Origin of the sequence: Bacillus cereus group sp. N21 (genome assembly GCF_016483395.1) — a bacterium.
Taxonomy (GTDB): domain Bacteria; phylum Bacillota; class Bacilli; order Bacillales; family Bacillaceae_G; genus Bacillus_A; species Bacillus_A pseudomycoides.
This window is the reverse complement of sequence record NZ_JAEHBX010000034.1, coordinates 1-12,765: the sequence shown is the minus strand read 5'-3', so window position 1 is coordinate 12,765 and position 12,765 is coordinate 1. Positions and strand designations below refer to the sequence as shown.

The following is a 12,765-nucleotide window of genomic DNA, read 5'->3' as shown; positions in this document are numbered from 1 at the left end:
TCTACTCTATACTTTTCCATAAATACAACGCTGCATAACTGCAGTATGGTTCACACTCTTGTTTCATTTTTTCTAAAAATGCATCATCTGGTTTATTCTCTAATTGAAATATACCTTGAAGTGCACGCTGAATCCCAATATCTGCTTTTGGGAACATATTTTTCCGTCCGAGCCCAAACAGTAAAAAGTTTTGCACCGTCCATGCACCAATACCTCGTACTGGTAACAATTGTGCTGCTACTACTTCTTCTGTTTGTTTTTCTAGCTCCACTAAATTTAGCTTACCTTCCACAATATGTTTTGCTAGTCCTACCATATATTCAGCTTTTCGTTGACTAAATTTCTGATTTCTGAGCTCTTCTATTGAAATATTCGCTACCCTTTCTGGTGTTGGGAAAAAGAAAACGCCATTCTTCTCTGTTCCATATCGCTTTACAAATTGTTCTGTAAGAGAAGTAGCAAATTTCAAATGAACTTGTTGATGAATAATACAACGAAGAAGACAAGCAAAATAATCAAACTCTAAAACAAGTGGTGTATAGGCATATGTTTCAAAAAGTGGACGTAATGATGTGTTTCTAAAATGGGTTTGTATATCTTGAAAAGATTCATTCCATTGAAAAATGGAATAGATGCGTTTCATAACCTTCTCTTGTTCACCTGTCTGACTTGAAACCCAAAATTGTGGGTTTTGAAGCGTACCAATTCCTTGTACGCGGACAACAATTTGTTCTTCATCCATAAGAAGTGGGACATAAACTATTTTCTCTTCTAATTGAACAACATTGAGTGGATCAAAAGACAAACGCCTGAGTACCTCTTCAAAATGGTACGAATCCTTTAACGTAACATGTTCGCTCCACATACGTTTCCCCATCCTTTTTACACATCATTATAGCATGAGAAAACCGTAAGCATACATGCTTACGGCTGATTGCTTTTTACTAAATCATCCAGGCTTTTAAAATGATACCCTTTCTCGCGCAAATCATCAATGATTTTCGCAAGCGCTTCTGCATTATCTTTTGATATAGCATGAAGTAATATAATGGATCCTGGATGAATCATATTCATTACATTATTATGAGCATATTGCCATCCTCTTTGCTGATCTACTTTCCAATCTAAAAATGCAAGCGACCAAAATACGTTATAATATCCCATTTCTTTCGCAAGAGCTAGCGTACGCTCACTAAAAATCCCACGCGGAGGACGTACATATTTCACTTCTTTTTGTCCGGTTACTTTTTTAATTTCATCCGTTACACTTTGTAATTCTTCACGAAGTTTCTCATCATTTACAGTTGTAAAATCAGGATGGCTTCGAGAGTGGTTTCCAATAATGTGACCTTCATTTTTCATTCTTAATAATAACTCTTTTTGCGTCTTTATATAATGACCCGTTACAAAAAATGTTGCTGGCACTTTCTTTTCTTTTAGTACATCCAAAATTTTTCCAGTATATCCATTTTCATATCCATTATCAAATGTTAAATATATATCTTTTTTCTTCATGTCTCCTAAATAAAAACCACCATTACCCCGGAGTAGATCAGTAAATTTTTTCCCTGCATCTGGCGGGGTCTCATTTTTTGCTCGCGGAATCCCCCAGTGATTTGGTGCGTTCGTATACGCGAAAGCAGAAACTGGAACAAGTGTCATTATAATTGAAAAAATGAGACCTATATATAACCATCTATGCTTCATAAATAGTCTCCTTTCCATATATCATCGTACCTGTAGTTTCTGTTTTCAATATTCCTTTCATTCTAAACAAGTTTTTCTATATGTACCAAAAAATGCACCTCGAATGATTCGAGATGCATTTTTCCACTTACTTAAATACCGGTTCTTTAAAGCTTGCTAATTTTTCAAATGATGTTTTATCTACATCTGCATGTAGGCTATTACCATGAGAGTCCATTGTTACAACAGCTTTAAAGCCATCAATACGTAGGTGCCACATTGCTTCTGGAATACCAAATTGTAAGAAGTCGACATCTTTCACTTCTTTAATACATTCTGCATAATACTGCGCAGCACCACCGATTGCATTTAAATATACACCACCATGTTCTGCTAGTGCCGCTAATGTTTTTTCTCCCATGCCGCCTTTACCGATGACAGCACGAATACCAAACTTCTTCATAATGTCGCCTTGATATGGCTCTTCACGAATACTTGTCGTTGGACCTGCCGCTTTAATTTTCCAATTGTCATTTTCATCTTTCACTACAACTGGACCACAGTGATAAATGATTTGTCCATTTAAATCTACCGGGCAATCGTTATCCATTAAGTGCTTATGAATTGCATCACGACCTGTGTACATCATCCCGTTAATGGTAACGACATCTCCAACGCGAAGTTCACGAATTTGCTCCTCTGTAATTGGTGCCTGCAGTACAATTTCACGCTGCTCACTTTTTGCGTGCTCCACTTCTTGTTGAAGTGTATTTTCACCTTCTTGATATAACCAATCGATAATCTCACCTGTTTCAGGATGAATTGTTACACCAAGGCGACGATACGCCCAACAATTATATGCAACAGACACATAGAAACTAGCTGGCAGACGATTGTATACTCCAATTTTACAACCAAGTAAGGTTGTTTCTCCACCAAATCCCATCGTACCAATGCCAAGCTTGTTCGCATTCTCTAATAGGTATTCTTCAAGCTTCTGTAATTCAGGAATTGGATTCACATCATCTAATGTGCGAAATAGTTGGTTTTTTGCCAACTCATAACCTGACGTACGGTCTCCCCCGATACCAACACCGATTACTCCTGCACTACACCCTTGTCCTTGTGCTTGATATACCGCATGAAGAAGGCATTTGCGAATCCCTTCTAAATCACGACCTGCTCGTCCAAGTCCTTCTAATTCACAAGGTAAGCTATACTGAATATTTTTATTTTCACAGCCGCCCCCTTTTAAAATTAAACGAGCATCAATATAATCTTTCTCCCACTGCTCAAACTTAATCACAGGTGTACCTGGTCCTAAGTTATTACCGCTATTATCTCCGAAAAGAGAATCAACAGAATTCGGACGAAGTTTCCCGTCCTGTGTCGCCCGCTCAAGCGCACTGTAAATTGCTTCTTTCATTTGTAATTGATTTACGCCAACTGGTGTATAAATTTTGAAGGTTGGCATCCCTGTATCTTGGCAAATTGGAGAGATGTTTTCATCTGCCATTTTAATATTATTTGTAATGGTGCCAAGCGCCATTGCAGAACGAGTCCCTGCATTTTCTCGTTCTTTTGCTCGTTGAATTGCACGACGAACATCTTTCGGTAAATTCGTTGATGTTTCAACAATCAGTTGATACATACTTTCTTGAAGCTTTTCCATTGTTACTTCCCCCTCAATTGTGAACGCTACCAAAACGCTACGAGATGAAATTTTCACCCTTAAGTCTCTAGAGTCTTTGTTTTTATTTTATGACTCTTAAGATCAAACGAAATTTTTCACAACTTGATTATACCCTTTTTTCCATATTCCTTCTATTTAATCGGGCAGGAAATCTATATATTTTCTAATAAAACAGCGCATTTACAGAAAACGGCTACCAATATATAATTGGCAGCCGTTTTATATTATTCGTCTTTTTTAAATTGCTCACATTTCAGTTCTAATTCATCTAACATCGCAAGAAGACGATCTACATCTTCTACTTCTACCTCTTCTGGTTCAATTGTATCAATTACTTCGATGAACATATTTAAACGTTCTTTTAAATATACTAATTGTGAATCTTTATCTTGAATTGCTTTTCCCACAAAGGCACTCTCCTTTTTATTCGAGTTACTCTTATTATACCGCAAAAATGATTATCACGAACATGAATTTTCATCATTTTTGCCACAATACTTGATTACATACAAGCAGACATTTAAATTACTTCCCCCATCACTTGAAGTGAAATCAACAGATGAAGAATTTTTGTTACAAAAAGTTTCACTTTATAAAACGTCCATATTCTTCTATTATAGAGGATGGACAAATTGTTATTTCAACAGTCAAAGGAGTATTTCAGATGAGTATATCACAAACAATGAAGCCGATTACTCCTTCTTACGATCCATGGGAAGCGTATATGGACCTTGAAGAGTACGGCAAACTACTATTAACAAACGTTGAATTTACAACGACAACGTTATGCAATATGCGCTGTGAGCATTGTGCTGTTGGTTATACATTACAGCCAAAAGATCCAAATCCGCTTCCAATGGAACTTTTATTAAAACGATTAGATGAGATTCCTCATTTACGTTCTTTAAGTATTACGGGCGGAGAACCAATGCTCTCAAAAAAATCCGTCGACAACTATGTAACACCACTCTTAAAATATGCCCATGAGCGAGGCGTTCGCACTCAAATCAACTCAAACTTAACTATAGATTTAGCCCGTTATGAACAAATTATTCCTTATTTAGATGTGTTGCATATTTCACATAACTGGGGAACAATTGATGATTTCGTTGAAGGTGGATTTGCAATGATGGAGCGCAAACCTACTTATGAACAACGTGCTAAACTATTTGAACGAATGATTACAAATAGTAAAGCTTTATCAGATGCAGGTGTTCTCGTGTCAGCAGAAACAATGTTAAATAAACGTACCCTACCACATATTGAACACATTCATCGTCAAATCGTCGAAGAAATGGGCTGTAAGCGCCATGAAGTACACCCTATGTACCCAAGTGATTTTGCTAGCAACCTTGAAATTTTAACAAAAGATGAAATTCGAAGTGCAATCGAGCATTTATTAGATATTCGTGATGAAAATATATGGATGTTATTTGGCACACTACCTTTCTACGCATGTAGTAATGATGAACGTGACTTAACTACATTAAGAAAATTACATTTAAGCAAAAACGTGACGGTTCGTAACGATCCAGATGGGCGTTCTCGCTTAAATGTAAATATTTTTGATGGCAACATTATCGTAACAGACTTTGGTGATATTCCACTGCTTGGTAACATTCAAACAAACACATTACAAGAAGCCTACGACAGATGGTGTAGTTCGAAAACAGCGAAATCATTAAGTTGTCACTGCCCTGCTGTAAAATGCCTTGGGCCAAATATTCTTGTGAAAAACAGCTATTATCCAACCGAGGATTTCTTAACAAAAGAAACAAATATTACACTGTAGCAAAAAAACGTCAGCATATTTAGCTGACGTTTTTTTGCTATTGTGGATAAGGCGAAGAAATAAATTTAAAGGATACATAATCTTGTATAGGAATAGATGCCCCAATTCCTTGTGAAGTAATATTTTTAATGACAAGCCTCTTCTGATTTCCTTTTAAAACAAGATATACTTCTCCAAATGTAACTTTTCCTTTTTCATTTACCGCTGGTGTATATGCATATAAATACCCAAGTTGTTTTGGACTGATATTATATACACGCTCATTTCCAGTACCATAACCAATTGTTGTTTTAAAAGAAAGAGGAAGCTGCACCTTCTCCATCGCCTTTAAAAGAATCATCTTTTTCACATCATCTGTATCTTTAATATAGGCTGTTAAACCACCTTCTACCGTTTTTTGCGATTCTTGTTTGTACCGAAGCGGATATAACCGCTCCACACCACGGTTATCATATACATTACGATTCACTTGCTTATATTCCCAATTTATCGCTGTATCTGTTGATTCATAATTTAACGGCCATTGACCTAAATAAATTTTCGCCCTATATCCAACTGCAAGAGGTGCATTTGAAATCGAAGTTTCATTAAACAACCGAATTAAATCTGGGTTTTCGATTCGAATGGTCGATGTTTTCAGTAATTCTTTCGCTAGTTCACTTGGCTGCAAACGCGGTAAATCTTGCGCTTCATTTGGATACGTATTGTCCTTTGAAATATTCAAAACAGATGAAGGCATCTTTACGTTTATTGTTGTCTTTGCAGAGCTACTATAAGGAAATAATAAAATAAACGAGACCATAGTTGAAAGACATATGCTGTACACTCGTTTCACCTACTTTACCCCTTCCTAATTTAAGAGTGTATAAATCATTTAAATAGCTATTAAATACAAATTGAAAAACCGACATAAAACCTTTCTTTTTAGGTGGGAGAGAGCATCTGGTCATGCATAAAAGCGGTCAGATCCTCATCCTGCCCCCCATGCCAAGTGAAAACAAAGAGAGAAAACAAGTGCATGTCACCTTTTGTTCTTCGTAGCAGCGACTTATATGCCTGCAAATCAAAATGGATTTATATATTAACTATCTCTATTATTTTCTCTCCGTAATATTGTTATCCCAATTTTTTATAACAAGTAAAAGCCAATTCCCATAATGAAATAAGCGGCTAATAATGTTCCTCCTTCAAACCAGTTCGTATCTCCATCATTTGAAATTGCAATTGTTAAAAAGACCGCTGTAATCATGGACACAAGTTCCGGCATTGTAAATACAAGGGGCATTTTTACCGTAAAAAACATCGAAAGTATGATGAGAACAGGGGCAACGAACATGGCAACCTGCAAGGTTGAACCGACTGCAATTTCAACTGCAATATTCACTTTATTTTTATAAGCCATAATAATTGCAGAGGCATGCTCCGCGGCGTTACCAACAATCGCAACAATGATAACCCCGATAAATAATTCCGACCATCCAAATGATTTTGCTACCGTTTCAAATGTATGAACAAGCGCCTCGGATACATAAGCAACAGCCGCTGTTGCAATCGCTAAAATAAGTAATGCTTTCCCTTTTGACCATTCAGGCTCTTCCTCATGTTCTACTTCATCGCTTTTATGCTGATACACACCACGATGCGTAACCAGTTTAAAGAATAGTGCGGCTAAATACATGACAATCATGATGATTGAAACCCCAATACTTAATTGATATGTTTTGTCTATACTCATCTTCATTGAAAAAACTTCTGGAATAACAAATGCTACAACAACTGCAAATATTAGTAAGGCCGAATTATGCCTTGCATCATAAACATTAAAACTTTGTCTTTTATACTTGAGCCCTCCTACAAAAAAAGAAAGACCTCCAACTAACAATAAATTGCCAAGAACGGAACCAGTTAGTGAAGCAAGTACGACTTCAGTTAGCCCTGCTTGTAATGCAAAAACTGAAATGATAAGTTCAACCGCATTCCCGAAGGTTGCATTTAATAGCCCACCAATTCTTGGTCCAGAGACAATAGCTAAACTTTCTGTCGCTCTTCCCATAAAAGCAGCGAGAACAATAATTGTAATGCAATACACAGCAAACATAATTGTTTGTGGCCAATGCAACGTATTTCCAAGAATAGAAAGCGGTACACCAGCAAGTGCAAGTATTAAGAAAATTTTATTAAACATATTTTCCATCCTTTCATCGTATGTATTTCCCCCACTATTATCATTATTCTTCTCCTAACTTGTCTCATTTCATCACAAATACGTTTAAAAAATACGATTGAAGAAAAAAGTATGAAAGAGTGTAAAAAATTTTAAGCAACAAGTTTCCGCAGAATGAAATTACGGATAACAGAAAGGGGCTCAAAAAATGAATTTAAAAGAAAAAATTGCAACTATTATTGAAGGACAAAGAACAGGTGTATTAGCTACCGTGCGTGAAAATAAGCCACATAGCTGTTTTATGATGTTTTTTCATGAAGACTTTGTATTATATGTCGCAACAGATCGTAATTCCAAAAAGGTAGTAGATGTCGAACAAAATTCAAATGTACACGTGCTACTCGGAAGAGAAGGGAAGAAATGGGATGAAGATTATATCGAAGTAGAAGGCACCGCTTCAATTGAAGAAGAGCAAACATTAAAAAACAAATTTTGGAACAACAGCTTAAAACGCTGGTTACTCGGCCCTGAAGATCCTAACTATGTACTTATAAAGATCAATCCAAATACAATTTACTACATCGATAGTGCTGGTACGACTCAACCAGAGTTTTTACGACTGTAATTCAAAAACAAGCCCTTTAAAAGGGCTTGTTTTGTCGAAAAGTTCTTATCAAAAAAAAGATAAAAAAGATGGAACTTTCTAAAGATTCTGTTATATAATAGTATCAACTTAAATAAACTGTATTAAAACAGATTGGGAGGAGAAACAAAATGATGAAAAGAGAAGAACGGAAAAATATGATTGAGTTTATTGAAAAGAAAAAGGGAATTGAGCGTGAAGAGCTTTTATTTATGACAGATGATGAAGTAGAACACATTTATAATGTAACGTACTTTTTATATGAAGAAATTGCAGAATAATAGATCAAAGGCCCATCTAACATCTTTATGTTAGATGGGCCTTTACTATTTTCATAGTTATATTCAAAACATCCTCTTGCTATCCGTTATACTTGAGAATGATTTTCATGTATAATAATACAAGACTGGAGGAATTTTACTATGAGTTCATGGCTATTATTCGCATTATTATCAGCAATTGCTGCAGCACTTGTATCCATTTTTGGAAAATTTGGTTTAGAAGGAATCGATGCCAATGTGGCAACAACTATCCGTTCAATCATCATGGCACTATTTATGATAGGTGTAATTATGATACAAGGTAAATTTCAAAATATTGGTGACGTTCTAATGAATAAAAAAGCACTGCTATTTATCACGTTAAGTGGTATAGCTGGTGCCTCATCATGGCTGTTTTATTTTCTTGCCTTAAAAACAGGAAAAGTTTCACAAGTTGCTCCTGTAGATAAATTAAGTGTTGTATTTTCAATTATTCTTGCAATAATTATATTAGGCGAAAAATTAAACTTCATGACTGGAATGGGTGTTGTATGTATTACAGCAGGTGTTCTCTTCATTGCTTTCAGCTAAAAACCGCTTAACTAGCGGTTTTTTTTCTTCTTATGTAGAGCCATACAATAAGTACAACTACTACTGAGATAATTAAAATCCACATTCCATAATGATGCAAACTATATTCAACAAAGCGCCACTTCTCTCCAAGTTTCCATCCAAGTCCAATAAAAACGCTAATCCAGATGAAAGCACCACCGTATGCGTATAGACAAAATCTCCAAAACGTTAAATTTGACATACCAGCAAAATATGCAGTTAAATGACGAACTCCTGGTATAAAATATCCAATCATTATTAAAAAAGGACCATATTTTTCAAACAAAACATGCGTTTTTTCAATTTGCTTTTCTTTAATTCCTATCTTTGGACCATATTTTTTTAATACAGGCAGTCCAAGTTTTAAGCCAAGTATGTAACTTAAAGTAATTCCAAGTACCGCACCAGCCATTCCACTTAAAAAAGCAGCTGTCCCTGACATAGTTCCTTTCGAAATATTATAACCAACAAACGTCAGCAAAAACTCATCTGGTATTGGCAGACCCACTATTCCACCCGCAAGAGCTATAATAATTCCCAAATACCCATAATGTGAGATTAACTCACCAATATGTTGTTCCATTTGGATGACACATCCTATGCACAATCGTTATTCCATATTGTACCCTCTCTATCTTTTAAGCAAACATGGTATACATATTCACTATACATCGTTTTTATAATGAACTCTACTCCTATTCATCTTACCTGTAATGAAACTTTTTACTACTTTAATCTTCATTTTTCAAGACCTTAAGGTGTGAATGCATATTGTCCACGAATAGCGTGATAAATCCATACTTCACTTCATAATTATAAGAAAATCCGACTTCACAAGCGTGATTTTTGTTACAATAAAGAAAAGTTACATTTAGCATCGGTTTGACTCTCAAGAAAAATGATATAGGCAGTAAACATATATTTAAAAAGATTACATGCATCTTCCATCCGTGTAGAGTACTATGCATCCTTTTACATAAAAATCATTTTTCTAAATTATACAGGGGGAAAAAACATGACCATAGAAAAACAATTGATTCAAAAGGTATACTATGAAACATTCTTAACTGAACAGGATTCTGTTCAGGCTCCTCAAGTACTTGGGGAAGCATATGTAAATGAAGCTGAAAATGAATTTTCCAATATCGCTAACATTCGTTTCGCACAAGGAGAAGTTAATTATCATCATAAAGATTTCGAAACAGCCATCTTCAAGTGGGAGAAAGTAAACAATGATCTCTCTCTATGGGCAAAAAAAAATATAGCAGACGCTTATTTTGAATTAGGATTGCTTTCAATGGCAGAAGAAATCTATACATCGATTCAAACAGAAGACACAACACTGACAATGGAAGTTTCATTGCAACTTCTTTCTCTGTACATCGAACAAAATCGCTTAGGACTTGCTTTTAAGGTCATTAGTGAAGCAGTTTCATTCCAACCAGACTATCCAAATATCACTGCCATTGCTCGTTCCTTTTATGAGAAACAGCAGGATTGGAACAATGCTATTGACCTTGCTGTTCAAGAAGGAATTCGAACGAAATCATTACATTGGTTTGAGATTTTAACAAGTTATGTGAATCAAGGATTCACAAAACAAATGAAACCAAAATATTTTTATGAAGCATTAAAAGTTTTATATACCGTCGATTCCGTTCAATTTAAGCAACTTGTCTCATCACTTTGGAAAATCTATCAAGATGAGTCAACCTACTTATTATGGATTCAAACAATCAATCACCTTTTTTTACACGTCGAGGTAGATTCTTACGACTCATGGGATGAAATTGTTACTCTTTATCAAGACACCTACTGTGAATTAATTACAGGACAATACTTGATGCATGAACTACAGGAACTTATTCCAGACTTGTTAACAAATTGGTTTAGCTTAACAAAAGCAGAACATTCTCTATTTGTTTCCGCTGCAACGTTAGCATGGAATGAGATTTCACCTAAAAGCCTTGATACATTACTTGTAAAAAGCGCTGAAACACTCCTTTCTAGTTCAAAAACAGTTAACACAGTTGATCTAGACAAAGTTTCAAGCTTATTTGAAACTATTGTCGTATGGGCAGAAAAGAATGATGTAGACTTAGGACATTCTTTCACATGGCTTGTTCGAGAACTTTCCGACCTAAACGTACAACAAGTTCTCGTTACAGGTACGAATGATGCTAGTAAATCATCCTTTATCAATTCTATATTAGGGGAAAGTATACTAAAAAATTCTCCTGGAGCCGCTATCATATTTAAAGATAATGCGCAGACAGAAATTACAGAACTCACAGATTTAACAATAAGAACTACTTCCAATTTGGATGAATTTTACGAAATGATGGCTGTTCCTCCAAAATCAGAATCTGAGCAGAAATGTATTGAGTTTAAATTACCATGTAGGTTTTTACGAAAAAATAAATTCTCATTTATCGTTACACCAGGTTTTGATGGAAATGGCAATAAAGAGAATACAAATCTTGAATACTTACATGCAACCGATAATCTATTATATGTTCTTAATACCTCTTCGCCTTTACTTGATGAAGAAATCGATACACTACTATACATACGAGAACAAATACCGACTTTACAAGTTCATTTTGTTTTAAATACAATCGATACAATCTTTAGTGATGAAACAGCAAATAAAATGCTAAATGAAACCGAGTCTAAAATACGTGTACATTTTCCAAATGCACGAGTATTCCCTTACTCATCTTTAGAAGAGAGCAGCGGGCAACTAAGTGATTTAACAGAATCCATTACTTCAAACTTTAATAATAGAAATATAGAAACCGAACGCACGGAAAAACTATTATGGTTTATTCAAAAGACCATCACGTATCTCTTAAATGAACGCGTACAATTAGAAAATACGTTAGTAAAGTCAATCCGTTGGAATAAACACCTTTTAGTGAAATTAAATGGCTTCATTAATAACCTGACTGCTATTGAAAAAGATAAGACTCGCTCTATTACAGACTCATATCGTTTAACGAAAGATGAAATTATACATGATCTTCATGATCAAATTCCTGAATTATTGCAGAGCTGTTCCGATTTAGTTCATGAAGATAGTGACTTTAAACAAGTTCCTGAAGAATTAAATGCAGCAATGAATGAAAGAATTCAAAAACATTTACAACAAATGATATTACCTAAGTTTACTCAATCTATTCAAGAATGGATTGAAAAAGTCCATAATGAATTTATTCAAAGTCAATCTTATTTAGATGAAATGAGTGAAACATTTAATAAGTTATACGAAGAAGAACGTATGAAACTACCATGCGATTTCCAACTACTTGATGATTGGCGCCGCGATGTTGCAAGGATGACAAACCGAATCAAAGTTGATGATGTGAATATTTTACTACGCTTTACACCAACACAATTTCTATTAAAAAGTGCTGGAAAGCTATTCGGTAACATGCAGAAAAATCAATCCATGCTTTACAACAAATATAAAAATTATATCGAGACCGAAGACTATACAGATGTAACAACAACTATTTCTGAACAGTTCTTCCTTCAATTTGAATTATTCGAAAGTGCATTAGAACGTGATATTATGATGTTCTTTAAAGAACCTCTTAGCATATTAAAGCAAACTGTGGAAGCTGCTCATCTCGAAATAAATGAAGATGAAAATGCATTAACGAAACTAAGAACAAATCCAGAAACATATCATGATCCTTTAACACTGTTTAAATTACAGTTATTGCAGTACAAATTCATGCTAAATGAAAAAAACGATGAAGCCCCTTCTTTGAAAATAGCAACGAACGAGGCACCTACAATTTAGGTAAATACAAAAAACCAAGCAACTTGTAACATGAACTGTACCCCGAATCGTGGACACTTAAAAAAAGTCCATGCTTCGGGGTTTTTGTGTATCTTTACACTCATTCC

The 12,765-nt window shown here is 35.1% G+C and carries 12 protein-coding genes; 5 read left to right on the top strand and 7 right to left on the bottom strand.

What is annotated here, in order from left to right; translation table 11 throughout:
* Position 1 precedes the first annotated feature (1 nt).
* The 4 genes from JDS96_RS18410 to JDS96_RS18395 all read right to left on the bottom strand — a co-directional run bounded on the left by JDS96_RS18410 (position 2) and on the right by JDS96_RS18395 (position 3,786).
* Positions 2-865 carry a DNA-3-methyladenine glycosylase family protein gene (locus JDS96_RS18410; protein ID WP_016112958.1) on the bottom strand — a complete coding sequence of 288 codons (864 nt, stop codon included), beginning with the start codon at positions 863-865 and terminating at the stop codon, positions 2-4.
* A gap of 59 nt (positions 866-924) precedes the next feature.
* Positions 925-1,707, bottom strand: a complete 783-nt coding sequence (gene pdaA, locus JDS96_RS18405) for a delta-lactam-biosynthetic de-N-acetylase (protein ID WP_199667638.1) — start codon at positions 1,705-1,707, stop codon at positions 925-927.
* Between the two features lie 127 nt (positions 1,708-1,834).
* Positions 1,835-3,358 carry a class I fumarate hydratase gene (fumA, locus tag JDS96_RS18400; RefSeq protein WP_199667637.1) on the bottom strand — a complete coding sequence of 508 codons (1,524 nt, stop codon included), beginning with the start codon at positions 3,356-3,358 and terminating at the stop codon, positions 1,835-1,837.
* A gap of 245 nt (positions 3,359-3,603) precedes the next feature.
* Complete coding sequence (locus tag JDS96_RS18395) at positions 3,604-3,786, bottom strand: SE1561 family protein (RefSeq protein ID WP_199667636.1); 183 nt, start codon at positions 3,784-3,786, stop codon at positions 3,604-3,606.
* A gap of 257 nt (positions 3,787-4,043) precedes the next feature.
* Here JDS96_RS18395 and yfkAB point away from each other — a divergent pair, with 257 nt between their 5' ends.
* Positions 4,044-5,171 (top strand): radical SAM/CxCxxxxC motif protein YfkAB, encoded by a 1,128-nt coding sequence (gene yfkAB, locus JDS96_RS18390; RefSeq protein ID WP_199667635.1) that lies wholly within the window; start codon positions 4,044-4,046, stop codon positions 5,169-5,171.
* Positions 5,172-5,208: 37 nt separating this feature from the next.
* Here the strand turns inward: yfkAB and JDS96_RS18385 are convergent, their stop codons facing one another.
* Together JDS96_RS18385 and cax are read right to left on the bottom strand one after the other, a co-directional pair.
* Positions 5,209-6,006 carry a YfkD famly protein gene (locus tag JDS96_RS18385; RefSeq protein ID WP_026008703.1) on the bottom strand — a complete coding sequence of 266 codons (798 nt, stop codon included), beginning with the start codon at positions 6,004-6,006 and terminating at the stop codon, positions 5,209-5,211.
* A 294-nt stretch (positions 6,007-6,300) separates the two neighbouring features.
* Positions 6,301-7,356, bottom strand: coding sequence for a calcium/proton exchanger (gene cax / locus JDS96_RS18380; RefSeq protein ID WP_199667634.1), 1,056 nt, complete (start codon positions 7,354-7,356; stop codon positions 6,301-6,303).
* A gap of 187 nt (positions 7,357-7,543) precedes the next feature.
* Between cax and JDS96_RS18375 the strand changes: the two genes are divergently transcribed.
* The 3 genes from JDS96_RS18375 (at position 7,544) to JDS96_RS18365 (ending at position 8,829) form a co-directional block, all read left to right on the top strand.
* Positions 7,544-7,960 carry a pyridoxamine 5'-phosphate oxidase family protein gene (locus tag JDS96_RS18375; protein WP_098018911.1) on the top strand — a complete coding sequence of 139 codons (417 nt, stop codon included), beginning with the start codon at positions 7,544-7,546 and terminating at the stop codon, positions 7,958-7,960.
* 152 nt (positions 7,961-8,112) lie between these two features.
* Positions 8,113-8,259: a BH0509 family protein gene (locus tag JDS96_RS18370; protein ID WP_026008701.1), complete on the top strand. Its 147-nt coding sequence runs from the start codon at positions 8,113-8,115 to the stop codon at positions 8,257-8,259.
* A 141-nt stretch (positions 8,260-8,400) separates the two neighbouring features.
* Entirely contained in the window at positions 8,401-8,829 is a 429-nt protein-coding gene (locus JDS96_RS18365) for an EamA family transporter (protein ID WP_003194827.1), read from the top strand.
* Positions 8,830-8,836: 7 nt separating this feature from the next.
* On the opposite strand, the gene JDS96_RS18360 is transcribed toward JDS96_RS18365, so the two are convergent.
* The gene (locus JDS96_RS18360) at positions 8,837-9,433 is read right to left on the bottom strand and encodes a DedA family protein (protein ID WP_003194825.1); all 597 of its coding nucleotides are present in this window, start codon (positions 9,431-9,433) and stop codon (positions 8,837-8,839) included.
* A gap of 432 nt (positions 9,434-9,865) precedes the next feature.
* Here JDS96_RS18360 and JDS96_RS18355 point away from each other — a divergent pair, with 432 nt between their 5' ends.
* Positions 9,866-12,658: a dynamin family protein gene (locus JDS96_RS18355; protein ID WP_097793924.1), complete on the top strand. Its 2,793-nt coding sequence runs from the start codon at positions 9,866-9,868 to the stop codon at positions 12,656-12,658.
* The last annotated feature ends 107 nt before the right edge of the window (positions 12,659-12,765 follow it).